This window comes from Enterobacter sp. EGD-HP1 (assembly GCF_000733275.2).
GTDB lineage: Bacteria > Pseudomonadota > Gammaproteobacteria > Enterobacterales > Enterobacteriaceae > Enterobacter.
Genome location: NZ_AVOP01000001.1, coordinates 191202 through 215720, shown reverse-complemented (window position 1 = coordinate 215720; position 24519 = coordinate 191202). Strand labels below are relative to the sequence as shown.

Below are 24519 nucleotides of genomic sequence, written 5' to 3'. Positions count from 1 at the left end.
GACAACCTGAGGGAATGCTATGCAGACTACTATTCTGAATACCGAAGTGACCACCATTGACGGCGAGAAAACCACGCTGGAAGGCTACAAAGGCAACGTGTTGCTTGTCGTCAACGTGGCATCCAAATGTGGCCTGACGCCGCAGTACGAGCAGCTGGAAAACATTCAGAAGGCCTGGGAGAAAGACGGTTTCACCGTGCTGGGCTTCCCGTGCAATCAGTTCCTGGGCCAGGAGCCGGGCAGCGAAGAGGAGATTAAAACCTTCTGCAGCACCACCTATGGCGTGACGTTCCCGATGTTCAGCAAAATCGATGTCAACGGTGAAGACCGCCATCCGCTGTATGCGAAGCTGATCGCTGCCGCGCCGAAGGCCGTTGCGCCGGAAGGAAGCGGTTTTTATGAACGCATGGCCAGCAAAGGCCGCGCGCCGCTTTACCCGGACGATATCCTGTGGAATTTTGAAAAATTCCTGATTGGCCGCGACGGCCAGGTTGTTCAGCGCTTTTCGCCGGATATGACTCCTGAGGATCCGATCGTCATGGAATCGATCAAGCTGGCGCTGGCGAAATAATGTCGTTGCTGATGCAGCTCACGGACGTTGCCGAGAAGGGGCGTCTGGAGCCGATAACCGATACCGTCAATGCGGGCGAAATCCTGCATCTTGTCGGGCCAAACGGTGCGGGGAAGAGCACGCTGCTGGCGCGGATGGCAGGCATGACCGACGGAGAAGGGCAGATAACGCTGCTGGAGCATACGCTCGCCGACTGGTCGCCGGTCTCGCTGGCGCATCGGCGCAGCTACCTGGTGCAGCAGCAGGTGCCGCCTTTTGCGATGCCGGTCTGGCACTATCTGATGCTGCATTTGCACGACAAACAACAGACGTCACTGCTGACGGACGTGGCCGCGGCTTTGGGGCTGGAAGATAAACTGTCCCGGCATGCCAGCCAGCTTTCCGGCGGAGAGTGGCAGCGGGTGCGCCTGGCGGCCGTGATCCTTCAGATCCACCCGGCAGGCAATCCTCACGGGCGGATGCTGATTCTCGACGAGCCCATGAGCGGTCTGGACGTGGCGCAGCAGGCGGCACTGGATACGCTGCTAAGCGCCCTGAGCCGAAAAGGTATCGCCGTAGTCATGAGCAGTCATGACCTCAATCATACCCTGCGTCATGCCCACCGGGTGTGGCTGTTGTCGAAGGGAAAGATGATCGCCAGCGGTGCGAGGGATCGGGTTCTTACGCCGCCCCATCTTGCCCGCGCGTACAACATGTCGTTCCGCAGGCTGGATATAGAGGGTCATAAGATGCTGATTTCTACCGGGCAGGCGTAACCGTTTCTTGCCTCTTAGCACAATTGCACGCTAAATTACGAAAAGAACAAAAAAAGCAGAGGATTCGTCTGAAATGCGATTCTGGTTTCTCCTGATGGCCATACTCTTTCTTGCAGGATGCAGTAGCCATCGTGCGCCGCCGCCTAACCCACGGCTTTCAGATTCGATCACCGTCATTGCCAGCCTTAACGATCAGCTGAGCAACTGGCGCGGCACGCCTTATCGCTACGGCGGCATGAGCCGCGGCGGTGTGGATTGCTCCGGCTTCGTTCTGATGACGTTTCGCGATAAGTTTGATTTACAGCTTCCCCGCGAAACGCGCAAACAGGCAGAAATAGGCACTGAAATTGATAGAGACGATCTTCTGCCCGGGGACCTCGTTTTCTTCAAAACCGGATCGGGTGAAAGCGGTCTTCATGTAGGAATATATGATACAGACAATCAGTTCATTCACGCGTCGACCAGCCGCGGCGTGATGCGCTCTTCTCTTGATAATGTTTACTGGCGTAAAAATTTCTGGCAGGCACGACGTATATAGTCTTTGTTGGATTCTTCTCTTATGACGGCATGATAAGTAATAAAGCATGCCGTTTTTTCTCAAATAAGATGCTTAAAGTTAAATTTACCTAAAATTAGCTAATCCTGCATGTGTCTGTTTTATCTAAAACTGGCTATTATTCTGCAACCAGGATAAAATTATTTTAGATTCAGGGATAAATCTGAAAATTAATACGGAACTAATGAAATTAATCTTATTAAAATCAAGACAGTGGAATTGTGTCGGCAATTGCTCCAGGATGTCCTCTCTCATCTTTAATGCGGGGCGAGTGCAATGATTATTACGCTAGATAATGCTTACCAGTCTGAACTGCTGCTTTTACCTGCCCGTAATAGCGCAGGTGAGCTTAAAGGTTTAGAAATTCTGGTTAACTTTACTGGCGTCGGCAGCGATGTGCGGATCCCCACTGAGCTTGTTATCCCTCGGCTTTCAGCGGCTGAAGAGTTAGCGCTGTTTAACGAAAAACTGCAATTGCTTGATACCTGTAAACTGTTTTTTATTCAGCATCAGTTAATTGCATGGATCAATATTACACCTGCAATAGTTGAGTTTTTATTAAGTAATGGAAACGCTGTTTCAATTCTTGAGCGTTATCCGTTTCTTGAGTTTACTGTTAATGAGAATTATCCAGGTTTAAATAACGGAAAGGACGATCTGCAGCTGGCGAGAATGGCAATCCATTTCCCGCTGGTCCTGGCAAACTTTGGTGCAGGCGCCGCATCGCTCAAAGCGGTCTATGATGGATTATTTAAACGGGTAATCCTTGATAAAGGATTCATTCAGCAGCGTGCTCCGGAGCTCTCTTTTGAGCCTTTTATGCGCGCCATCCTCTGGCAAATCACGCCGCACTGCCAGTCAGTGATCGTCTCGGGCATTGACGACCACGGCCTGTTGCAGCGCGTTTTGTCCTTCAATTTTGGCGCAATGCAGGGGGCTCTCTGGCCAGCCGTCTCTGCAGAACATGTCACTACGCTGGTTCAGCAGCGATAACCCTTGCTTTCGCCCGTGTTTAAGTGCCGGTAAACCCTCTACACTAAAAGCAGGAGGACCTATGACCCTGTCTTTTACTGCTCACTGGCATGACGAGTTGCCTGGCTTTTACACCGCACTCAAACCAACACCGTTACAAAATTCACGCCTTATCTGGCATAACGATTTGCTGGCAGAAGAGCTGGCCATTCCGCCTGAACTGTTTCAGCGTTCAGAGGGCGCAGGCGTCTGGGGCGGTGAAACGCTTCTCGCCGGTATGCAACCTCTGGCTCAGGTCTATAGCGGACATCAGTTTGGCGTCTGGGCGGGACAGCTGGGCGACGGCAGGGGGATCCTGCTCGGTGAACAACAGCTGCCCAACGGGGAGACGGTTGACTGGCACCTGAAAGGCGCAGGCCTTACTCCCTGGTCGCGAATGGGCGACGGGCGCGCGGTGCTGCGTTCAACGATTCGCGAGAGCCTGGCGTCCGAAGCGATGCATGCCCTGGGGATCCCCACCACTCGCGCGCTGTCCATTGTCACCAGCGATACGCCGATAGTGCGCGAAACGGTAGAAAAGGGGGCAATGCTGATGCGCATTGCGCAAAGCCATTTGCGCTTCGGCCATTTTGAGCACTTTTACTATCGCCGGGAGCCGGACAAGGTTCGCCAGCTGGCTGACTTTGCCATTCGTCACCACTGGGCGCATTTGCAGGACGACGCGGATAAATACGTTCTCTGGTTCAGGGATGTGGTTGCCCGAACCGCAGCCCTGATTGCCCGCTGGCAAACGGTAGGCTTTGCCCATGGCGTGATGAATACGGACAACATGTCGATCCTCGGGTTGACCTTTGATTACGGTCCGTTTGGTTTCCTGGACGATTACCAGCCGGGCTATATCTGCAACCACTCCGACTATCAGGGACGTTACAGCTTTGACAATCAGCCAGCGGTTGGCCTGTGGAACCTGCAGCGGCTTGCGCAAACCCTGTCGCCGTTTATCGACGTTGATGCCCTCAACGATGCGCTCGACAGCTATCAGGACATCTTGCTGCGAGAATATGGCACGCTGATGCGCAACAAGCTGGGGCTGATGACGCAGGAGAGGGGCGATAACGATATCCTCAATGGCCTGTTTGCCCTGATGGCGCGCGAGGGTAGTGATTATACCCGTACCTTCAGAATGCTGGGCCAGACGGAGCAGCACAGCGCGGCCTCCCCGCTGCGCGACGAATTTATTGACAGGCAGGCGTTTGACGACTGGTTTGCACAGTACCGCGCGCGGCTGCAGCAGGAGCAGGTGGATGACGCCACCCGCCAAACGCATATGAACGCGACGAATCCCGCGATGGTGTTGCGCAACTGGCTGGCGCAGCGGGCGATTGAGCAGGCAGAGCAGGGTGAGTACAGCGAATTACACCGCCTGCACCTGGCGCTGCGCACGCCGTTTGCCGACCGGGATGATGACTACGTCAGCCGCCCGCCGGACTGGGGCAAGCGGCTGGAGGTCAGCTGCTCAAGCTAGGGCGCGAGAAATACCTGCGGCACGGGGTGAGCCGGATGGCTGCCGACGAGCACCTGCGCGCCGTACCAGCGCGCAACCTCCTCGGTCTTCAACACGTCTTCCGGTGCGCCCCGGGAGACCAGCCTGCCGCCATGCAGCAGCAGGATACGATCCGCCCACAGTGACGCCAGATTAAGATCGTGCAGTACCACGCAGACGTGGAGATGGCCCCGGCGGGTCAGGGATTTCAGCAGGCGCAGCAGATGCTGCTGGTGGTAGAGATCCAGCGCGGAGGTGGGTTCATCGAGAAACAGCCAGCCGCGCGGAGTGCCGTCGCACCAGAGCTGGGCCAGCGCGCGGGCGAGCTGGATCCGCTGCTGCTCGCCGCCGGAGAGCGCCGCGAACTGCCTGCCCGCCAGCGGTAAACAGCCGGTAATTGCCATGACCTCCTCAACCACCGACGCTTCAGGGACGCGTGTCCACGGGGCGCGACCCATTCCGACCACCGCTTCCACCGGCCAGTCGAATCCCGGCTGCGTGCTCTGGCGCATCACCGCCCGATAGCGGGCGAGGATATTTGGTGACCAGGCCGCAAGCGGTGTACCAGCCAGAGTGCACAGTCCGCTTGCCGGTTTGAGATAGCCGGTAAGCAGACGCAATAATGTCGATTTTCCGGCACCGTTAGGGCCAATCAGCGCGACCAGCTCACCCTGAGACAGGGTAAGCGAAACGTCGTCGATCAGCGTCCGTTGACCGGCGTAAAAGGAAATGTTCTCGGCACAATAGCGCTCAGCCATGTGCACCTCCGCGACGAAAGATAAGCCAGAGGAACCACGGCGCGCCAAGAAGGCTGGTCAGCAGGCCGACGGGGATTTCCGCCGGGGCGGCCAGCGTGCGTGCCAGCGTATCGGCAACCAACAGCAGCAGCGCACCGGCCAGCACCGATCCGGGGACGACGGCCCGATGGTCGGATCCCAGCCACATACGCATCAAATGCGGTACCACGAGACCAACGAAGCCGATCACGCCGCTAACGGCCACCGCCGCGGCGACCAGCAGGGCGCTGCACAACAGCAGGATCCGCTGCACCGTGGCAACATCCACCCCGAGGTAGTGCGCCTCTTCTTCGCCCAGCTGCAGCAGGTTGAGCGGCCCGGCCAGCCGCCAGATGGCCAGAACCGCAGGCACCATCAGCGACGTTACCGCAAGCAGGGTGGACCACTGCGCCTGGCCGAGGCTGCCCATTCCCCAGAGCGAAAGCTGGCGAAGCTGGGCATCGTTGCTGAGCCAGGAGAGCACGCCGACGGCCGCGCCGCACAGGGCGTTGATGGCAATGCCTACCAGCAGCAGGCGGGACAGGGAACTGTTACGCTGCTGGCTGAGCAGGAAGATCATAACGGTGGCGGCCAGCGCGCCGAGAAACGCCGCCAGCATCGGGGCGTACAGCATCACCAGTGCAGGCAGCGAGAGCGGAAGCACCACCCACAGCGCAACGGCAAGTGCCGCGCCGCTGCTGATCCCCAGCAAACCCGGGTCCGCCAGCGGGTTGCGGAACAGTCCCTGCATCACGCAGCCCGCCAGCGCCAGTGAACCGCCAATTGCCAGCGCCAGCAGCACGCGAGGCAGGCGGATCGTCAGCCAGATCTGACGCAGCGCCTCGTCGGCGCCGTTCCATAGCAGGCTCACCGACAGGTGTAATGCCCCAACCCCGGTCGCTGCGAGCGTCATGATGGTCAGGATCGCGGTCAGCATCCATAACGATAAGGCGATCCGCCGGGACATCAGGGCAGTTGCTCCGCTTTGGCACGCAGCTGCTGGATGGCTTCCGGCGTTCGCACGCTGAAGCCCAGCAGCGCCATATCGTCAATCGCCAGCACCTGCTTATTCCGTCCCGCCGGGGTTTGCGCCAGGCCGGGCAGCGTCCACAGATTCGCTTCACCGCCCAGCGCGTTGAGACCGTCCTGAGAAATCACCACCAGATCGGGTCGGCTGGCGATCGTGCCCTCCTGCGACAGCGGCTGATAGCGGGTGAACCCCTGCATCGCGTTCTGCAGCCCCGCCGCACGAATGGCAGCGTCCGCGGCGGTCTGCTGCCCGGCGGCCATGGCGGTCATCCCGCCGTGGTTGAGAATAAACAGCACCCGCTTATTGAGCGCTGACGCGGGCAGCGCCGACAACGCCTGACGCAGCGTGCTGCGCAGGATCTCCCCCTCGGCCTCGCGGTGCGTCGCTTCAGCGACGATCCGCACTTTTTCGTCAATGACGTTTAGATCGTTACCGGCAGGAACAGCGATCACCCTGACGTGGCTTTGCTCTACCTGCTTTAGCGCCAGAGACGGCTGCGCCTGGGCGCTTGCCAGCACCAGCGTGGGGCGCATGGATAAGATCCCCTCCGCATTGAGCTGACGCAGATAGCCCACGTCAGGCAGCGCATTCGCCGCCGACGGCCACTGGCTGGTGCTGTCGCGGGCCACCAGCGAAGACGCCGCGCCGAGGGCGTAGACAATCTCGGTGACGTCGCCGCCGAGGGTAACGATTTTCTCCTGCGGCGCAGCAAACGCCAGCAGGGGCAGGGCGCTGAGCAGGGCAAGCCACCGTTTCATGCTGCCAGCCCTTTCGCCGTTAAGTCGTCAATCTGGCTGCGCCACTGGCTCTGCTCCGGCTCGCCTTCCGTACGCTGGCCGTACAGCTGGGCGATTTGCGTTCCGTCGGCAGCAAACAGCTCCAGGCTGGTAACATGACCATCAGCCGTCGGCTTGCGCGTGACCCACGTTTCCGCAATGGATCCTTCAAGCAGATGCAGGGTAAAGGTTGGGTTAAAGACGTTCAGCCAGCCTTTCATCGGCACCAGCTTTTCCACCGCGCCGGTGAAGATCTGCACGCAGCCGCGGTTGCCGACGAAGACCATGATTTCGTTGCCGTCCCGGCGCGCCGTTTCCAGGAGGTGCGCCAGCGCGGTGTTTTCTACCCGGCAGGCCAGATCGTCACCCACCAGACGAAACGCCTGCTGGCGGCTGAGGTTATGGCGCTTGAGCAGGCTGAAGAACTGATGAACGTCGGTCATGGCGCGCCACTCTTTGTCCACAAGCGCGGCATCCGCGTTTTCAGCGTGAGCCGGGGCATCGGCCATCTTCAACGCCAGCGGAGGATTCTCGGCAAAGATAAAGCGGGTCAGCACGTCGCCCCAGGCGGAAACGTCGGTATTATCCGTGGCGTAGACTTTCAGCAGGGCATCGCCCTGGTGGTCGAAGAACTGAATGCTCTGCCGCTCGCCCCGGGCGGTGGCTTCACTGATGTGAAACGCGCTCGCCCACTGGTTGAGGAACAGGCGCAGATCCAGCGCGCGCGGGTTCAGCACCAGCCCGGCGTGGCCGTTCAGGTGCTGGTTGGTGAAGCTCCCTACCTGTTCGTGGACGGCGTAATCGTTGCGGCAGATACATTTGGTTTCGCCCACCGCCTCCAGCGCGCCCAGGATCTCGCGGATTTCACCGCGCAGTCGCCAGGCGTCGTGACCCACGCGGGCAAAGGTCAGCTCCGCTTCACTGATGTTCATTAACCCCGCGACGTCGCGGGCGTACTTACCCGGATTGGCTTCTTTTAGCTCAAGCCAGCGCGTGTAGTGATTCATTTTTTCTTCCTTCTGAATAGTTGCCCCGAAGGGAATTACCACTGATAGCTTACGAAAATCTTGCCGTTGCGACCGTCCTGCGGAATGCCCTGAGGTGACCAGTACGCTTTGTCAAAGGCGTTGCCCAGCACCAGCGTGGTGGTCACGCCTTTGAGCCGCTCCTGGCCTTTGTAGCTCACGTAGAAATCGTTGACCGCATAGCCCGGCTGTTTGCTGTAACTGCTGCTGATATGCGTTGAGCGATCGACAAAAGTACCGATCCAGCCGACGGAGAACCCGCTTTGCGCCACCGGGAGATCCAGCTTGCTGGTGACGGTATCCGGGTTGATGCTGGAGATATACTCGCCCGTTTCGGTGTCTTTCCCGCGCGTGCGGTTGTAGGCCAGATCGAGGCTGAAGAGGTCGGCAGAGTATTTTGCCATCATATCCCAACCCCAGATTTTGGCGTTCGGAACGTTGTACGACATGGTGGTCGCGGCGGCAAAATCGACGGTGGTGGAGATATAGTCTTTGGCTTTGGTGTCGAAATAGCTGGCTTTAAACTCCAGCGCATCGTTGGCAAGCATCAGATCGTCAAAGCGCAGGCCAAAACCAAACTCCTGCGTTTCGTTGGTTTCCGGGCGCAGGTTCGGGTTTGGCACCCAGTAGTTGGTATAGAAGCGGCCAATGGAGAAGTGTTTGGCGTCGTTATACATCTCGCCCATGGTCGGCGCGCGGAAGGCCTGCGCGTAAGAGCCAAACAGCATCAGCCAGTCGGTTGGGCTGACGGTTAACCCGGCGCGGGATGACCACTTATCGGCATCCACATCGTTGTAGCCGTCGCTGCTGCCGCGGTAGCTGTCATAGCGCGTGCCGCCCAGCAGGGTAACAGGCAGATCGCGCAGGGTGATCTCATCCTGAAGCCAGCCGGAGCTGAAGTCGATTTTCGCGTCAGGGAAGCCGGTGGTTGCCCCGCCCGGATGCTGTTCCTGACGATAGTATTCCCCGCCGTAGGTCAGAAGGTGTGCTGCAAAGGTGTCGGTGAACAGGCGGGTGCGGTTTTCCACCTTGCCGCCTTTGGTCGTCTGCTTGCGAAACTCACCGCTGCCGTCGACGTTCTGGGCGTTAATGCGCGCTTCGGACCAGTAGATCTTCGCGTCAGCGTTCAGCCAGTCGTATCCTTCCGGTGCAATGTGGTAGCCAACCTGCGCATCGCGCTGAATGGTGGAGCGGTCGGTCATCGGATTACTGCTGTCGGCTCCGGTGGTTTGCGGGTTTTTCGGCTCCTGAGCGGCGTTGTTGTAGTAGCGCAGGGAGCCGCTCAGGGTCTGGGCCGGGTCGAGTTTCCAGCTGCCTTTCGCCAGCATATTGTTGATGGATTCGTCGTTAGGCGCGGTTGCACCGTCGCTCTGGCGGATATCACCGCGATCCCGGCTGGACCAGGAGACCAGACCGTCCAGCGTATCGGTGCGACCGTAGGCGCTGGCCCCCATCCCGAGGCTACGATCGCCCGTCGCGCCTGTTCCAAACACGCGGTAGCCGCTGTTTTTACCGGGTTCGAGCAGATCTTTCGCATCGGCGGTGTCATAGGAGATCACGCCGCCCAGCGCGCCGCTGCCGTACAGCAGGGCCGACGGGCCGCGAACCACCTCGATGCGTTTGATTAGCGCGGGATCGAGAAAGGTGCTGTTCAGATGACCGGTGTCGGTGCCCTGACGCACGCCGTCAACCAGCACCAGCACGCCGCGACGGTCATAGCCGCGCAGGTTGACGTCCTGCCCGTTGGTGCGCCCGGTGCCGTCCAGCGTCAGGCCGGGGACGTTACGCAGCAGGTCGGCGGCAGAGCTGGCGGTCTGGTTTTCCGGGGCGGTGACGTCAATGACGCTTACCATCATGGGCGCTTCAAAGGTGCTACGGGCGTTGCCCGTGGCGGTGACGGTAATGTCGTCTGTGGCGGCGAACGCGATGCCCGGCAGGGCACTGACAATCGCCAGCGCCAGAAGTGACGGACGTAAAGATGCGGAAGGCAGGTGTGGCATAGCAACTCTCCATAAGAAGTGAAAAGCGCTGGCTGCCTGGGTATCACCTGGGTGGCTGGCGTATTTTTAGGTGTTGTTTATTTTGTGAGGATCAGTTTTCCGGCATGGGTCTGGCGCAGAAGATAGCGCTGGCCGTCATGCTCGATAATGACCCGTCCCTCATCGCCGAGGAGGGTTTTGCTGTCAATGCGACGCTCGGCGGGGGCTGGCGCTGTGTGTGTTTTTGCTGGCGTTGCCGCGCTGTTATCCGTACGTGACATAATGTTTATAAATAGCAATCAATGTAACAATGATAATCATTATCAATAAACTACAAATTGACGGCAAGCGTTTTTGTGAAAAAAGGGTGAGGGGATCAAATTTGGGGGTGAGGTGCGGTCTGATGCCCTCACTCCGCCCCTCTCCCTGTGGGAGAGGGAGAAGGGCACGTACCGTAGGCCGGGTAAGCGCAGCGCCACCCGGCAGGATTTTAAAAGCGCGTGTCCACGGCTGAAGCCAGCTTTTCCAGCAGCAGTTCGCTGTCTTCCCAGCTCAGGCACGGGTCGGTGATCGACTGACCGTAAACCATCGGCTGTCCGGCAACGATTTTCTGCGTGCCTTCCTTGATGAAGCTCTCGGCCATAATGCCTGCAACGGCGGTCGAGCCGCTGCGGATCTGCTGACAGATCTCATCGCAGACGTCCAGCTGGCGGCGATGCTGCTTCTGGCAGTTGCCGTGGCTGAAATCCACCACCAGATGTTCCGGCAGGTCAAACTCGGCCAGCGTTTCACAGGCCGCCGCAATATCTTGGGCATGGTAATTGGGTTTCTTCCCGCCGCGCATAATGATATGCCCGTACGGGTTACCGCTGGTCTGGTAGATGGTCATATGACCGCTCTTATCCGGCGACAGGAACATGTGGCTGGCACGGGCAGCGCGGATGGCATCAACCGCGATACGGGTGTTGCCGTCGGTTCCGTTTTTAAAGCCGACCGGACAGGAGAGGGCGGAGGCCATCTCACGGTGGATCTGGCTTTCGGTAGTGCGCGCGCCAATCGCGCCCCAGCTGATCAGATCGGCGATAAACTGCCCGGTCACCATATCGAGAAACTCGGTCGCCGTCGGAACGCCCAGCTCGTTGACCTGTAAAAGCAGCTTCCGCGCCAGCTCGATACCGTGGTTCACGCGATAGCTGCCGTTGAGGTCAGGGTCGGAAATCAGTCCCTTCCAGCCCACCACGGTACGCGGTTTTTCAAAGTAGGTACGCATGACGATCTCAAGGCGATGCTGGTACTTATCCCGCAGGCCCTGAAGCCGTTTTGCATAATCCATCGCGGCATCCAGATCGTGGATGGAGCAAGGCCCAATCACCACCAGAAGACGTTTGTCTTCACCATTCAGGATTTTTTCAATGCGGCGGCGGGAAGCCGTCACGTGTTCCGCGACGGCGGCGGAAACAGGGTGCCGCTGTGCCAGTTCAGCCGGCGTGACCAGGCTGTCAATGCGCGCAGTGCGGAGTTCATCGGTTTTATTCATGGAATGTCTCAGAAAATTTTTGCTTCATCGGCAGACTACCGGGAAGTGATGGGCATCACCTTAAACCAATCCCTGCTGATTTCAAGTTCGGGGCGACACCGCCCCGTGGTTGCCGATGATGATACCTGAATCTGAGCTAATGTACTAGCATATTAGTACATGCGACGATTAAGCCCCATGATGTCGAGAATTTTGGTGGCAATTTCTTCAACCGAATAGTTGGTGCTGTTCAGCCACGGGATTTGGTTTTTACGGTACAGCGCTTCCACTTCGGAGACCTCCATCCGGCACTGACGCATGGAGGCGTAGCGGCTGTTCTCGCGTCGCTCTTCGCGGATTGCGGCAAGGCGTTCCGGGTTGATCGTCAGGCCGAACAGCTTGTGCTGCAGCGGCTTCAGGGCGGCGGGCAGGACCAGGTTATCCATGTCATCTGCGATAAACGGGTAGTTTGCGGCGCGAATGCCAAACTGCATCGCCAGATAGAGGCTGGTCGGGGTTTTGCCGCAGCGCGACACGCCGAGCAGGATCACCTGCGCCTGGTCGAGATTTCGCAGCGAGATACCGTCGTCGTGGGCAAGGGTGTAGTCGATGGCGGCAATACGCGCGTCGTACTTGGTCAGGTTGCCGGGGTTCAACCCGTGGGTGCGGTGGGCGATAGGCGTCGGGTCGAGCTTCAGCTCGCTCTGGAGCGGAGCCACCAGCGCCTGCACGATATCCTGACAGAAGCCTTCACTTTGCAGAATGATGGAGCGAATCTCGGGGATCACGATAGAGTAGAACACCAGCGGGCGGACGCCGGTCTGCTGGTAGATGGCGTCAATCTGGTCCTTCACCGCCCTGGCGCGGCTTTCGTTTTCAACAAACGGCAGCGTGATGCTGTTAATCGAAACGGGAAACTGCGACATCACCGCGTGGCCCAGCACCTCGGCGGTGATCGCCGTACCATCAGAAATATAAAAAACGTGGCGATCGACAGCACTATCCATTTTACTCACCCTGAATATCAGACCTAATTGTCTGAAAGCATAAATTAAAAAAGTAAATTAGACAGCAAAGAACTTGTCCTAATTATTTGCCCGTCATAATTCAAGCTGCAGGCGCGTTGGCTTTCCTCGCTCGCCCAGTCACGTACTAAATGTACGCTCCTGGGACTCTCTGCGTCGCCGCCTTCCTGCAACTCGAATTATTTAGGGTAAAAATGAAACGCTGTTTTTGATTTTCCTGAAAAGTGGATTTCATTTTTCAAATAGCGACTTTATTTCTGTGGTTTTTGGCTGAATATAGAGGAATCATCGGGTTAATGCCTGGTGGGAAAGTATCCGAAAAGTTGAAATTTTAAATTGCTTACACGATTCACCGTTTTTTTAGCGGAAATAATTATGCCAGTATAAATACGTAGTCAGGTGTTTCTTACTCCGATCAAATATCACAAAAGGATTGTTTCGATGTCCAACAATGGCTCGTCACCGCTGGTGCTTTGGTATAACCAACTCGGCATGAATGATGTAGACAGAGTTGGGGGCAAAAATGCCTCCCTGGGTGAAATGATTACAAATCTGTCGGGTATGGGTGTCTCCGTACCGAACGGGTTTGCCACCACCGCCGATGCCTTTAACCTGTTTTTAGACCAGAGCGGTGTTAACCAGCGCATTTACGACCTGCTGGATAAAACGGATATTGATGACGTTACCGAGCTTGCCAAAGCCGGGGCGCAGATCCGCCAGTGGATCATCGACACACCTTTCCAGCCGGAACTGGAAAAAGCCATTCACGACGCGTACAACCAGCTCTCCGCTGACGATGCGCAGGCCTCCTTTGCCGTGCGTTCCTCTGCGACTGCGGAAGATATGCCGGACGCCTCATTTGCCGGGCAGCAGGAAACCTTCCTGAACGTCCAGGGTTACGATGCGGTGCTGGTGGCGGTGAAGCACGTGTTTGCTTCCCTGTTCAACGACCGTGCCATCTCCTATCGCGTGCACCAGGGCTACGACCATCGCGGCGTGGCGCTCTCCGCTGGCGTGCAGCGCATGGTGCGCTCGGACGTGGGCTCATCCGGCGTGATGTTCTCCATTGATACCGAATCCGGCTTCGACCAGGTGGTGTTTATCACCTCCGCGTGGGGTCTGGGTGAGATGGTGGTGCAGGGCGCGGTAAACCCTGACGAATTCTACGTCCACAAGCCTACGCTGGCCGCTGGCCGTCCGGCGGTGGTGCGCCGCACCATGGGCTCGAAAAAAATCCGCATGATCTATGCCCCGACCCAGGAGCATGGCAAGCAGGTTAAAATTGAAGATGTACCGCAGGAGCAGCGCGACCGCTTCTCCCTGACCGACGCCGAAGTGCAGGAACTGGCGAAGCAGGCGGTGCAGATCGAAAAACACTACGGCCGTCCGATGGATATCGAATGGGCGAAAGACGGGAACACCGGCAAGCTGTTTATCGTGCAGGCGCGTCCGGAAACCGTCCGCTCTCGCGGTCAGGTGATGGAGCGTTATACGCTGCACGCGCAGGGCAAAATCGTGGCGGAAGGCCGTGCCATCGGTCACCGTATCGGTGCCGGTCCGGTCAAAGTGATCCACGACATCAGCGAGATGAACCGTATTGAGCCAGGCGACGTGCTGGTGACCGACATGACCGACCCGGACTGGGAACCGATCATGAAGAAAGCGGCGGCTATCGTCACCAACCGCGGCGGTCGTACCTGTCACGCGGCGATCATTGCCCGCGAGCTGGGTATTCCTGCGGTTGTCGGCTGCGGTGACGCCACCGAGCGCATGAAGGACGGGCAGAACGTGACCGTCTCCTGTGCCGAAGGCGATACCGGCTACGTCTACGCCGATATCCTCGACTTCAGCGTGAAGAGCTCCAGCGTGGATACTATGCCGGACCTGCCGCTGAAGATCATGATGAACGTCGGCAACCCGGACCGCGCGTTTGACTTCGCCTGCCTGCCGAACGAAGGCGTTGGCCTGGCGCGTCTGGAATTTATCATCAACCGTATGATCGGCGTTCACCCGCGTGCGCTGCTGGAGTTTGACGATCAGGATCCGAAGCTGCAGAACGAAATCCGCGAGATGATGAAAGGCTATGACTCACCGAAAGAGTTCTACGTCGGCCGTCTGACGGAAGGGATCGCGACGCTGGGCGCCGCCTTCTATCCGAAACGCGTGATCGTGCGTCTGTCGGACTTTAAGTCCAACGAATACGCCAACCTGGTCGGCGGCGAGCGCTACGAGCCGGAAGAAGAGAACCCGATGCTGGGCTTCCGCGGGGCCGGACGCTACGTGTCCGACAGCTTCCGCGACTGCTTCGCGCTGGAGTGTGAGGCGGTGAAACGCGTGCGCAACGACATGGGGCTGACCAACGTGGAGATCATGATCCCGTTCGTGCGTACCGTGGATCAGGCGAAAGCCGTTGTGGACGAGCTGGCGCGTCAGGGTCTGAAGCGCGGCGAGAACGGGCTGAAGATCATCATGATGTGCGAAATCCCGTCCAACGCCCTGCTGGCCGAGCAGTTCCTCGAGCACTTCGACGGCTTCTCTATCGGCTCGAACGACATGACGCAGCTGACGCTGGGTCTGGACCGCGACTCCGGCGTGGTTTCCGAACTGTTCGACGAGCGCAACGAGGCGGTGAAAGCGCTGCTCTCCATGTCCATCCGCGCGGCGAAGAAGCAGGGTAAATACGTCGGGATTTGTGGTCAGGGTCCATCCGACCATGAAGACTTTGCCGCATGGCTGATGGAAGAGGGGATTGATAGCCTGTCCCTGAACCCGGACACCGTGGTGCAAACCTGGCTGAGCCTGGCGGAACTGAATAAGTAACCGCTTAAAAACGGATAAAGGCGAGGAGATATCTCCTCGCCTTTTTTATTTCCGTCCGAATATGCTCCCCATCACAAATAAAACAAAAAACCAAATATCATAATTTGTCTGTCAATTTAGACAATTGTTAGCGCGCAAACCGTTGCTAATACTTGAGCCTTACTGCGCATTTCCCTTAAGAAGATGCGCAACTGGTTGAAATACGTTTTAACCTGATAAAAAGGCAAATAACAATGACACTCTCCTCTGTATTGCGTACCAAAGATAAAATAGGCTATGGCTTAGGCGATATGGCCAGCGCGCTGGTCTGGCAAACGGCAACGTTATTTCTCGCTTATTTTTATACAGACGTTTTTGGCCTGCCCGCCGCGATTATGGGCACCATGTTTTTAGTGGTGCGCGTGGTCGATGCGTTTGTCGACCCGTGCATTGGCGCACTGGTCGATCGCACTCAGACGCGTCACGGCCGTTTCCGTCCCTGGCTGCTGTGGTTCGCCATCCCGTTTGGCGTGAGCTGCCTGATGACCTTCTATGTGCCGGACGTTGGGCCGACGGCGAAAATCGTGTACGCCTGCGTAACCTACGCGATCTTAAGCCTGATTTACTCCGCGATTAACGTGCCTTACTGCGCCATGCCCGGCGCGCTGACGCTGGATCCGCGCGAGCGTCACTCTCTGCAGTCGTGGCGCTTTGGCCTGTCGTTTATCGGCGGGTTGATTGTGACGGTTATCGCCCTGCCGCTGGTCTCACTGTTAGGCCAGGGCAACGTGCAGAAAGGCTATTTCTATGCCATGAGCCTGATGGGGCTGCTGGGCATTGTTTTATTCTTCTGCTGCTTCCTGATGACCCGCGAGCGCTATTCACCGCGTAACGATACCTCCGGCTCTATGCTCACCGATTTAAAACTGCTGGCCGGAAACAGCCAGTGGCGTATTGTGTTCCTGTTTAATATTTTGCTGTTAACGGCGGTGGTGACGCGCGGTTCCGCCACCATGTATTACGTGAACTATGTGCTGTTGCGTCCGGATCTGGTTTTTGCCTTTATTGTTTCCGGCATGGTGGCCTCCCTAAGCGGCGCATTATTATCTGAACGGCTGCTGGGGAAATTTGACCGCGTACGCGCCTATCAGTGGACCATTATTTCCTTCGTGATTTTCGGCGCGCTGATTTTCTTCCTGCCGCCTTCGCAGGTGTGGCTCATCTTTGGCCTTAACATCGTCTTTAGCTTTATTCAAAACCTCACCACGCCGCTCCAGTGGACCATGTTCTCCGATGTGGTCGACTACGAAGAGCACCGCAGCGGCCGCCGCCTCGACGGGTTGGTCTTCTCCACCGCGCTGTTTGCCATCAAGTTTGGCCTGGCGCTGGGCGGGGCGGTGGTTGGCTGGGTGCTTGGCATGGTGGATTACGCCCCGGGACAGGCTACCCAGGCACCGAACGTTCTCTCGACCATCAACGCGCTGTTCACCCTTATCCCATGCGCGTTGTTCCTCTGCATGGTCGCGCTTCTTGCCATCTACAAGCTCAACAGCCGGCTGGTGGATTCCATCGCCCGGGAGCTGGCCAGCAAGCGTGAAGTCAGACCCGAAGCGGGGCAGCTCAGCCCGGCAACCCCTTCCGCACTACAGGAGTAAAACATGACAGCTATCTATAAGGACGCGGGACGTCCCGTGCACGAGCGCGTCGCCGATTTACTGGCGCGCATGACCCCGGAAGAGAAGTTCGCCCAGATGCACGCGTACTGGCTGATCCTCGATGAAAACGGCAACCACCGCGAGCGCAGCGACCTCAGCGACGAATTCGCCGGCGTGAGCGAGCAGGCGTCGCTTAGCGAACGGCTGAAGCTGGGCGTCGGGCAGATCACCCGTCCGCTGGGCACCCACATCGTTGACGCGAAAACCGGCGTGCGCGCCGCGAACCGCCTGCAGCGGATGATGATGGAAGAGACGCGTCTTGGCATCCCGGCGCTGTTCCATGAAGAGTGTCTGGTGGGGCTGCTCTGCAAAGACGCCACCCTGTTCCCGTCGTCATTGAACTACGGATCGACCTGGGACCCGGAGCTTGTGCAGCGGGCGGCAGAGCAGATTGGCAAAGAGGCGCGCTCCGTCGGCTGCCAGCAGGGGCTTGCGCCGGTGCTTGACGTATCCCGCGACGTGCGCTGGGGGCGAACCGAAGAGACCTTCGGGGAAGATCCCTGGCTGGTGGGCGTGATGGCGACGGCCTACGTGAAGGGCTTACAGGGCGATAAACGCGACCTGCTGGCAACCCTGAAACATTACGTGGGGCACTCGTTCAGCGAGGGGGCGCGCAACCATGCGCCGGTCCACCTGGGGTTCAGCGAGCTGAACGACACCTTCCTGCTGCCGTTTGAAATGGCGGTCAAGCTGGCACACGCCGGTTCGGTCATGCCCGCGTACCACGATATTGATAACCAGCCGGGGCACAGCGACAGCTTCCTGCTGACCACCGTCCTGCGCGAACGGTGGGGATTCGACGGGATTATTGTGGCGGATTACGGCGGCGTCAGCCTGCTGCACCAGCATCATGGGATTTCCCACGATGCGGCCGAATCTGCCGCGCTGGCGTTCAACGCCGGGCTGGACGTTGAGCTGCCGAAAGACGACTGCGCGCGGCATCTGGCGGAAGCGGTAGAGCGCGGGCTGATCTCTATGGCGAAAGTGGATGAGATCGTGGCGCGCGTGCTGACCGAAAAATTCCGTCTGGGGCTGTTTGAAAAACCGTACGCGGATGAAAACGGTATCGATCTGCAAAACGCTATGACCCGCCAGGCCGCGCGGGAGGTGGCGACGAAATCTATCACGCTGCTGGAAAATAACGGCATTTTACCGCTCGGCGGCAAACCTCGCGTGGCGGTGGTGGGGCCGACGGCGGATGACCCGCTGGCGTTACTGAGCGGCTACAGCTTCCCGGTGCATTTGATCATCAGCGATATGGTGGAAGAGACCTCGCAGGTCACCACCCCGCGCGCGGCGCTGGAGCAGTACCTCGGTGCCTCTCAGGTCCGCTATGCCAAAGGGTGCCACATCATCGAAAAACGGATGGCGGGCGCCCCGGTCTTCCCGGGCGACAGCGGCGGCAAACCGATGCAGCAGTCGCCGGTATCGCAAAGTACCGCCCTGATCCCCGAGGCCGTGAAGGCTGCTCAGGAGAGTGACGTGGTGGTGGCCTGCGTGGGCGATCTCGCCGGGCTGTTCCAGAGCGGCACCGTGGGGGAAGGTTCCGATACCGACTCCCTGAACCTGCCGGGAGTGCAGCAACAGCTGCTGGACGCGCTGGTGGCAACGGGCAAGCCGGTGATTGTCGTGATGACCGGTGGACGTCCGTACAACCTGCAGGGGCTGGAGGACAAGGTCGCGGCGCTGATCGTGGCGTGGGCGCCGGGGCAGGAAGGGGGCTGGGCGATTGCGGACGTACTAACGGGGCGTGCGGAGCCGCAGGGGCGTCTGGTGGTGAGCGTGCCGAAAAGCGCCGGGGCAATGCCGTATTACTACAATCACAAGCTCAAAAGCGGCGGTACGCCGTTTGCGTTCCATTTCGGCTCACGTTATCCGTTTGGCTTCGGCCTCGGCTGGACGCAGTTTAGCTGGGGAGCGGCAAAAGTAGCGGCATCCAGCGTGCCGGTCGACGGCGAGGTGACGCTGAGCGTAGATATCACTAATACCGGGGAGCGCAGCGGCAGCGAAGTGGTGCAGGTTTACGTCAGGGATAAGGTTGCCACGCAGGTGCGGCCGCTTCAGGAGCTGAAAGCCTTCCAGCGCGTCACGCTCTCGCCGGGCGAAACCGCCACGCTCGCCTTTACGCTGCCGGTTGAGATGTTCAACTTCACCCGTCGGGACGGGAAACGCATCGTTGAGCCGGGCGAGTTTGAGCTGCAGGTTGGCGCATCGTCGGCGGATATCCGCCAGGCGGTGACGGTCAATGTGACGGGGGAAACGCGGGTGCTGCCAGCGGAGTGGCGGATGCTCAGTACCTGTGAGGTGAAGCGCGCGTAGTCAGGATAAAAAAAAGCCCATCGTGGGAGATGGGCAAAGACTACACACAGCAATTCGTTGTTTCACTCAGGGGATTTCCATGCTTATAAATCAAGGTGTTGATTTATAACCGTGTGCTAATAGTAGGCATTGTGTTATTTAGCGTCGATCGGATTCGTCTCAATAGTTTAAGAGACGTAAAGATTTCTTGAGGTTAATAGCAGACTGACTGCTGAAATGGCGGGTCTGACCAGTGATTAACGAATAAATACTTTAGCGGTGTTTAAGTATTATGCGGGAGTGTGTAGGCCGGGTGAGCGTTAGCGCCACCCGGCAAAAAAACTTAATGCGTGTTCTTCTCTTCCAGCTCTTCCAGTTCGCTCAAAATCACGTCCGGGTCAGTACCCGGCGGCGGAATTTCATGCACCCAGGCGGAGAACAGACGCCAGGTGACGGCGAGCAGCACCGGGCCAATAAACAGGCCGATCATGCCAAAGGCAATCAGACCGCCAATCACCCCGGAGAGGATCAGGATCAGCGGCAGGTCTGCGCCCATCCGGATGAGGATCGGACGAATGACGTTATCCATGGTGCCGACCACGCAGCTCCAGACCAGCAGCACCGTTCCCCACGTGGTATCGCCCGTCCAGTAGAGCCAGATAATGCAGGGTACCAGCACCAGCAGCGGTCCCAGCTGTGCAAGACAGGTCATCAGCATGACAACGGTGAACACGGTGGCGTACGGTACGCCGGAAATTGCCAGACCGATCCCGCCCAGCACAGCCTGCACCAGCGCGGTGACCACTACGCCCAGCGCAACCGCGCGTACGGCCTGCGCGGCCAGCAGTACCGCCGCGTCACCGCGTTTGCCCGCCAGGCGGGTGGCAAAGTGACGAACGCCCAAAGCCACCTGCTCGCCGCGCCAGTAGAGCAGGGCGCTGAAGAGCAGCATCAGGGTACAGTGCATCATAAAGCGGCCGATATGCGCCGCCTGACCGACAAACCAGGTGGTGGTGGTGCCAATGTACGGGCGGACTTTTGCCATCAGCGCGCTGCCGCCCATCTCCAGCAGGCTATGCCAGCCGCTGTAGAGTTTTGAGCCCACCACCGGAATGCTGTTCAGCCAGGCGAGATCCGGCAGCGTCAGGTCACCGCTGCTAATGGCGCGAATAACGGGGCCACTGGAATCCACCAGGCTATTCACCAGCAGGGCAATAGGAATAATAAACAGCAGGAACAGCAGGAGCGTCATGACCAGCACGGCTAACCCGCGACGGCCAAACAGCAGCTTCTGCAGGCGCAGCAGCAAAGGCCACGTGGCGACGACAACGGTCCCAGCCCACGCGAAGCCAAGAATAAAGGGTTGAACAATCCACAGACACGCAATAATCATGAGGGCCAGGAACAGCACCGACAGCAAAATTTGCGCAACATCCCTGGGCTGGCGAAGATTGACCATAAATGAAACTTTCCTTAAAAGAACGCCAGCGGGGCTGGCGGGAACGGAAAACCGCGTCTCTCTAATCATTGATGATCTCCGCGGTTTTTGACAGGCGGATTTTGCCTGTAATTCAGCAGAGATTATAAGAAAAAAATGTGATAAAACTTTTAAGATACACGCAAACGATTCCCATAACTCTAATTAGGGTCGACATTCATGATCCCACAGATTTCTCAGGCACCTGGCGTCGTTCAGCTGGTGCTTAATTTTTTGCAAGCACTGGAGCAACAGGGTTTTACAGGTGATACCGCCACAAACTATGCCGACAGGCTGACGATGGCGACCGATAACAGTATCTACCAGCTTCTTCCCGATGCCGTCGTTTTCCCGCGTTCAACGGCCGACGTGGCGCTGATTGCCCGGCTGGCTACGCAGGAGCGGTTTGCCTCGCTGGTCTTTACGCCGCGCGGTGGCGGCACCGGGACCAACGGTCAGGCGCTGAACCAGGGCATCATTGTTGATATGTCGCGCTATATGAACCGCATCATTGAGATCAACCCGGAAGAGGGGTGGGTGCGGGTCGAAGCGGGCGTTATCAAAGATCAGCTTAATCAGTATCTCAAGCCTTACGGCTACTTTTTTGCCCCAGAGCTCTCCACCAGCAACCGCGCGACCCTTGGCGGGATGATTAACACGGATGCCTCCGGGCAGGGCTCGCTGGTCTACGGTAAAACCTCCGATCACGTGCTGGGCGTGCGTGCGGTTCTGCTGGGCGGCGATATCCTCGATACCCAGCCGATGCCGGTCGAACTGGCGGAAACGCTGGGCAAAGACAACACCGCCAGCGGGCGTATCTATCGCACCGTGCTGGAACGCTGCCGCGACAACCGCCAGCTTATTCTCGATAAGTTCCCGAAACTGAACCGCTTCCTGACCGGGTACGATCTGCGACACGTCTTCAACGATGACCTGACCCAGTTTGATTTAACCCGCGTGCTGACCGGCTCCGAAGGAACCCTGGCGTTTATTACCGAAGCGCGGCTGGATATTACCCGGTTGCCGAAGGTGCGTCGTCTGGTGAACGTCAAATATGACTCCTTCGACTCCGCACTGCGCAATGCGCCGTTTATGGTGAAAGCGCAGGCGCTGTCGGTGGAAACCGTCGACTCTAAGGTGCTCAATCTGGCCCGGGAAGATATTGTCTGGCACTCCGTAAGCGATCTGATTACCGACGTGCCGGATAAAGAGATGCTCGGTCTCAACATCGTGGAATTTGCCGGCGATGATGCGGAGCTGATTGATCGTCAGGTCACCACGCTCTGCCAGCGGCTGGATGAGCTGATTGCACAGGGCGAAGGCGGCGCGATCGGCTGGCAGCTCTGTAACGATCTGGCCGGGATTGAACGTATCTATGCGATGCGTAAAAAAGCCGTGGGCCTGCTCGGCAATGCGAAAGGGGCGGCGAAGCCCATTCCCTTTGCCGAAGATACCTGCGTGCCGCCTGAACATCTGGCGGATTATATCGTTGAGTTTCGCGCCCTGCTGGACAGCCACGGCCTGAGCTACGGCATGTTCGGCCACGTTGACGCCGGGGTACTGCACGTGCGTCCGGCGCTGGATATGTGCGACCCGCAGCAGGAGATCCTGATGAAGCAGATCTCCGACGACGTGGTGGCCTTAACCGCCAAATACGGCGGTCTGCTGTGGGGCGAGCACGGGAAAGGGTTCCGCGCGGAATACAGCCAGGCATTCTTCGGTGAACAGCTCTACGCGGAGCTGCGTAAGGTGAAAGCGGCGTTCGACCCGCATAACCGCCTCAATCCGGGTAAAATCTGCCCGCCGGAAGGTGTCGATGCCCCGATGCTGCAGGTGGATGCCGTCAAGCGCGGCACGTACGACAGGCAGATCCCGATTGCGGTGCGATCCTCCTGGCGTGGCGCGATGGAGTGCAACGGCAACGGCCTGTGCTTTAACTTTGATGTGAAAAGCCCGATGTGCCCGTCGATGAAAATCACCAGCAACCGTATCCACTCGCCGAAAGGGCGGGCGACGCTGGTGCGCGAGTGGCTGCGTCTGCTGGCCGACCGCGGGGTGGATCCGCTCAAGCTGGAGCAGGAGCTGCCGGAAAAACGGGCCAGCCTGCGCTCGCTGATTGAGCGCACCCGCAACAGCTGGCATGCCAACAAGGGAGAGTATGATTTCTCCCATGAGGTGAAAGAGGCGATGTCCGGCTGTCTGGCCTGTAAAGCCTGCTCCACCCAGTGCCCGATTAAAATCGACGTGCCGGAATTCCGCTCGCGTTTCCTGCAGCTTTATCACACCCGATACCTCCGCCCGGTGCGCGACCATCTGGTGGCGACGGTGGAAAGCTACGCGCCGCTGATGGCGCGTGCGCCAAAGACCTTCAACTTCTTTATTAACCAGCCGCTGGTGCGCAAGCTTTCCGAAAAACACATCGGCATGGTCGATCTGCCGCTGCTGTCGGTCCCGTCTCTGCAGCGCCAGCTTGTTGGCCACCGTTCGGCAAACATGACCCTGGAACAGCTGGAGGCGCTCGCTCCGGAGCAAAAAGCCAATGTAGTGCTGGTGGTGCAGGATCCGTTCACCAGCTACTACGATGCGCAGGTCGTGGCGGATTTCGTCCGTCTGGCGGAGAAAGTGGGTTACCAGCCGGTTGTGTTGCCGTTCTCTCCGAACGGCAAGGCGCAGCATATTAAGGGTTTCCTGAACCGCTTTGCGAAGACCGCGCAGAAAACGTCTGACTTCTTAAACCGCGTGGCGCAACTCGGGATACCGATGGTCGGCGTCGATCCGGCGCTGGTGCTTTGCTATCGCGATGAATACAGGCAGACGCTGGGCGATAAGCGCGGCGATTTTAACGTGATGCTGGTGCACGAGTGGCTGCCGGTGGCGCTGAAAGATAAGGCTGTTCAGGATGTCAGCGGTGAACCGTGGTATCTGTTCGGTCACTGCACGGAAGTGACCGCGCTGCCGGGGGCACCCGCGCAGTGGGCGTCTGTTTTTGCCCGCTTCGGTGCGAAGCTCGAGAGCGTCAACGTAGGCTGCTGCGGGATGGCCGGAACCTACGGACACGAAGTGAAAAACCACGCCAACTCGCTCGGCATCTATGAGTTGTCCTGGCATCAGGCGATGCAGCGTTTACCGCGAAACCGCTGTCTGGCGACGGGTTACTCCTGCCGCAGTCAGGTAAAACGGGTAGAAGGTAACGGTGTGCGTCACCCATTGCAGGCTTTACTGGAGATAATTGGATGATCTGGAAACGTGCCGTGACGCTGCAGGCGCTGAACGCCATGGGCGAAGGGAATATGGTGGGGCTGCTGGATATCCAGTTCATCCGCATTGGCGACGATGAGATAGAGGCCACCATGCCTGTCGATAGTCGCACCCATCAGCCGTTTGGTTTATTGCACGGCGGAGCATCCGTTGTGCTGGCCGAAACGCTGGGCTCGGTGGCGGGGTATCTCTGTACCGAAGGGGAGCAGAAGGTTGTCGGACTCGAGGTGAATGCTAACCACATTCGCTCGGTGCGCAGCGGGCGCGTGCGCGGCGTTTGCCGCGCGCTGCACGCCGGAAGCCGTCATCAGGTGTGGCAGATAGACATTCTCGATGAGCAGGATCGCCTGTGCTGCTCGTCGCGGCTGACCACGGCGGTTGTGTAAAGTTTTCAGATGTTTTGCCTTTGGTCAAAAACTAGCCAGTGCGTTGTGATATACTGGTCAGG

Annotated in this window: 19 protein-coding genes and 1 other RNA gene; 10 read left to right on the top strand and 10 right to left on the bottom strand. The window is 58.4% G+C overall.

Annotated features, from left to right (window positions below; genetic code table 11):
- The first annotated feature begins 19 nt into the window (after nucleotides 1-19).
- From N037_RS01025 to selO, 5 genes are all read left to right on the top strand, one after another.
- A complete protein-coding gene (locus N037_RS01025; RefSeq protein WP_032638323.1) occupies nucleotides 20-571 on the top strand; it encodes a glutathione peroxidase in 552 nt (183 codons plus the stop codon).
- On the top strand, nucleotides 571-1326 hold the full coding sequence (btuD, locus tag N037_RS01020) for a vitamin B12 ABC transporter ATP-binding protein BtuD (protein WP_032638321.1): 756 nt from the start codon (nucleotides 571-573) through the stop codon (nucleotides 1324-1326). The genes N037_RS01025 and btuD overlap by 1 nt, the downstream gene beginning before the upstream one ends.
- A 73-nt stretch (nucleotides 1327-1399) precedes the next feature.
- Nucleotides 1400-1864 (top strand): C40 family peptidase, encoded by a 465-nt coding sequence (locus N037_RS01015; protein WP_032638319.1) that lies wholly within the window; start codon nucleotides 1400-1402, stop codon nucleotides 1862-1864.
- 294 nt (nucleotides 1865-2158) lie between these two features.
- Nucleotides 2159-2875, top strand: coding sequence for an EAL domain-containing protein (locus tag N037_RS01010; protein ID WP_023335378.1), 717 nt, complete (start codon nucleotides 2159-2161; stop codon nucleotides 2873-2875).
- Between the two features lie 61 nt (nucleotides 2876-2936).
- Nucleotides 2937-4379, top strand: a complete 1443-nt coding sequence (gene selO, locus N037_RS01005; RefSeq protein WP_032638317.1) for a protein adenylyltransferase SelO — start codon at nucleotides 2937-2939, stop codon at nucleotides 4377-4379.
- On the opposite strand, the gene N037_RS01000 is transcribed toward selO, so the two are convergent.
- The 8 genes from N037_RS01000 to ppsR all read right to left on the bottom strand — a co-directional run bounded on the left by N037_RS01000 (nucleotide 4376) and on the right by ppsR (nucleotide 12506).
- Nucleotides 4376-5155 carry a heme ABC transporter ATP-binding protein gene (locus N037_RS01000; protein ID WP_032638314.1) on the bottom strand — a complete coding sequence of 260 codons (780 nt, stop codon included), beginning with the start codon at nucleotides 5153-5155 and terminating at the stop codon, nucleotides 4376-4378. The genes selO and N037_RS01000 overlap by 4 nt on opposite strands.
- On the bottom strand, nucleotides 5148-6140 hold the full coding sequence (locus N037_RS00995; protein WP_032638311.1) for a FecCD family ABC transporter permease: 993 nt from the start codon (nucleotides 6138-6140) through the stop codon (nucleotides 5148-5150). The genes N037_RS01000 and N037_RS00995 overlap by 8 nt, the downstream gene beginning before the upstream one ends.
- Nucleotides 6140-6961 (bottom strand): heme/hemin ABC transporter substrate-binding protein, encoded by an 822-nt coding sequence (locus tag N037_RS00990; protein ID WP_032638309.1) that lies wholly within the window; start codon nucleotides 6959-6961, stop codon nucleotides 6140-6142. The genes N037_RS00995 and N037_RS00990 overlap by 1 nt, the downstream gene beginning before the upstream one ends.
- Nucleotides 6958-7986: a hematinate-forming heme oxygenase ChuS gene (gene chuS, locus N037_RS00985; protein WP_032638307.1), complete on the bottom strand. Its 1029-nt coding sequence runs from the start codon at nucleotides 7984-7986 to the stop codon at nucleotides 6958-6960. Before chuS ends, N037_RS00990 begins: the two co-directional genes overlap by 4 nt.
- A gap of 35 nt (nucleotides 7987-8021) precedes the next feature.
- Nucleotides 8022-10004 carry a TonB-dependent hemoglobin/transferrin/lactoferrin family receptor gene (locus tag N037_RS00980; RefSeq protein ID WP_032638306.1) on the bottom strand — a complete coding sequence of 661 codons (1983 nt, stop codon included), beginning with the start codon at nucleotides 10002-10004 and terminating at the stop codon, nucleotides 8022-8024.
- A 77-nt stretch (nucleotides 10005-10081) separates the two neighbouring features.
- Nucleotides 10082-10264 carry a hemin uptake protein HemP gene (gene hemP, locus N037_RS00975; RefSeq protein ID WP_032638304.1) on the bottom strand — a complete coding sequence of 61 codons (183 nt, stop codon included), beginning with the start codon at nucleotides 10262-10264 and terminating at the stop codon, nucleotides 10082-10084.
- 209 nt (nucleotides 10265-10473) lie between these two features.
- Complete coding sequence (aroH, locus tag N037_RS00970; protein WP_032638302.1) at nucleotides 10474-11520, bottom strand: 3-deoxy-7-phosphoheptulonate synthase AroH; 1047 nt, start codon at nucleotides 11518-11520, stop codon at nucleotides 10474-10476.
- 152 nt (nucleotides 11521-11672) lie between these two features.
- On the bottom strand, nucleotides 11673-12506 hold the full coding sequence (ppsR, locus tag N037_RS00965) for a posphoenolpyruvate synthetase regulatory kinase/phosphorylase PpsR (RefSeq protein ID WP_032638300.1): 834 nt from the start codon (nucleotides 12504-12506) through the stop codon (nucleotides 11673-11675).
- A gap of 459 nt (nucleotides 12507-12965) precedes the next feature.
- On the opposite strand from ppsR, the gene ppsA reads away from it, so the two are divergent.
- The 3 genes from ppsA (at nucleotide 12966) to N037_RS00950 (ending at nucleotide 19357) form a co-directional block, all read left to right on the top strand.
- Entirely contained in the window at nucleotides 12966-15344 is a 2379-nt protein-coding gene (gene ppsA / locus N037_RS00960) for a phosphoenolpyruvate synthase (RefSeq protein WP_023311316.1), read from the top strand.
- 233 nt (nucleotides 15345-15577) lie between these two features.
- Nucleotides 15578-16978 (top strand): MFS transporter, encoded by a 1401-nt coding sequence (locus tag N037_RS00955; RefSeq protein ID WP_032638298.1) that lies wholly within the window; start codon nucleotides 15578-15580, stop codon nucleotides 16976-16978.
- A 3-nt stretch (nucleotides 16979-16981) separates the two neighbouring features.
- The gene (locus N037_RS00950; RefSeq protein ID WP_032638295.1) at nucleotides 16982-19357 is read left to right on the top strand and encodes a glycoside hydrolase family 3 N-terminal domain-containing protein; all 2376 of its coding nucleotides are present in this window, start codon (nucleotides 16982-16984) and stop codon (nucleotides 19355-19357) included.
- Nucleotides 19358-19362: 5 nt separating this feature from the next.
- On the opposite strand, the gene rprA is transcribed toward N037_RS00950, so the two are convergent.
- Nucleotides 19363-19470: antisense sRNA RprA (gene rprA, locus N037_RS23310), an RNA gene on the bottom strand.
- Between the two features lie 209 nt (nucleotides 19471-19679).
- On the bottom strand, nucleotides 19680-20795 hold the full coding sequence (ydiK, locus tag N037_RS00945) for an AI-2E family transporter YdiK (RefSeq protein ID WP_032638293.1): 1116 nt from the start codon (nucleotides 20793-20795) through the stop codon (nucleotides 19680-19682).
- Nucleotides 20796-20993: 198 nt separating this feature from the next.
- Between ydiK and ydiJ the strand changes: the two genes are divergently transcribed.
- Nucleotides 20994-24050 carry a D-2-hydroxyglutarate dehydrogenase YdiJ gene (gene ydiJ, locus N037_RS24520; protein ID WP_032638290.1) on the top strand — a complete coding sequence of 1019 codons (3057 nt, stop codon included), beginning with the start codon at nucleotides 20994-20996 and terminating at the stop codon, nucleotides 24048-24050.
- A complete protein-coding gene (gene menI / locus N037_RS00935) occupies nucleotides 24047-24457 on the top strand; it encodes a 1,4-dihydroxy-2-naphthoyl-CoA hydrolase (RefSeq protein WP_023311321.1) in 411 nt (136 codons plus the stop codon). Before ydiJ ends, menI begins: the two co-directional genes overlap by 4 nt.
- Nucleotides 24458-24519 lie beyond the last annotated feature (62 nt).

Coding starts and splice junctions, on each gene's coding strand:
- btuD (WP_032638321.1), top strand. CDS start 571: ATGTCGTTGCTGATGCAGCTCACGGACGTTGCCGAGAAGGGGCGTCTG.
- chuS (WP_032638307.1), bottom strand. CDS start 7,986: ATGAATCACTACACGCGCTGGCTTGAGCTAAAAGAAGCCAATCCGGGT.
- N037_RS00950 (WP_032638295.1), top strand. CDS start 16,982: ATGACAGCTATCTATAAGGACGCGGGACGTCCCGTGCACGAGCGCGTC.
- N037_RS00990 (WP_032638309.1), bottom strand. CDS start 6,961: ATGAAACGGTGGCTTGCCCTGCTCAGCGCCCTGCCCCTGCTGGCGTTT.
- N037_RS01025 (WP_032638323.1), top strand. CDS start 20: ATGCAGACTACTATTCTGAATACCGAAGTGACCACCATTGACGGCGAG.
- ydiK (WP_032638293.1), bottom strand. CDS start 20,795: ATGGTCAATCTTCGCCAGCCCAGGGATGTTGCGCAAATTTTGCTGTCG.
- N037_RS00995 (WP_032638311.1), bottom strand. CDS start 6,140: ATGTCCCGGCGGATCGCCTTATCGTTATGGATGCTGACCGCGATCCTG.
- ppsA (WP_023311316.1), top strand. CDS start 12,966: ATGTCCAACAATGGCTCGTCACCGCTGGTGCTTTGGTATAACCAACTC.
- ppsR (WP_032638300.1), bottom strand. CDS start 12,506: ATGGATAGTGCTGTCGATCGCCACGTTTTTTATATTTCTGATGGTACG.
- N037_RS01010 (WP_023335378.1), top strand. CDS start 2,159: ATGATTATTACGCTAGATAATGCTTACCAGTCTGAACTGCTGCTTTTA.
- aroH (WP_032638302.1), bottom strand. CDS start 11,520: ATGAATAAAACCGATGAACTCCGCACTGCGCGCATTGACAGCCTGGTC.
- hemP (WP_032638304.1), bottom strand. CDS start 10,264: ATGTCACGTACGGATAACAGCGCGGCAACGCCAGCAAAAACACACACA.
- selO (WP_032638317.1), top strand. CDS start 2,937: ATGACCCTGTCTTTTACTGCTCACTGGCATGACGAGTTGCCTGGCTTT.
- N037_RS01015 (WP_032638319.1), top strand. CDS start 1,400: ATGCGATTCTGGTTTCTCCTGATGGCCATACTCTTTCTTGCAGGATGC.
- N037_RS00980 (WP_032638306.1), bottom strand. CDS start 10,004: ATGCCACACCTGCCTTCCGCATCTTTACGTCCGTCACTTCTGGCGCTG.
- menI (WP_023311321.1), top strand. CDS start 24,047: ATGATCTGGAAACGTGCCGTGACGCTGCAGGCGCTGAACGCCATGGGC.
- N037_RS01000 (WP_032638314.1), bottom strand. CDS start 5,155: ATGGCTGAGCGCTATTGTGCCGAGAACATTTCCTTTTACGCCGGTCAA.
- ydiJ (WP_032638290.1), top strand. CDS start 20,994: ATGATCCCACAGATTTCTCAGGCACCTGGCGTCGTTCAGCTGGTGCTT.
- N037_RS00955 (WP_032638298.1), top strand. CDS start 15,578: ATGACACTCTCCTCTGTATTGCGTACCAAAGATAAAATAGGCTATGGC.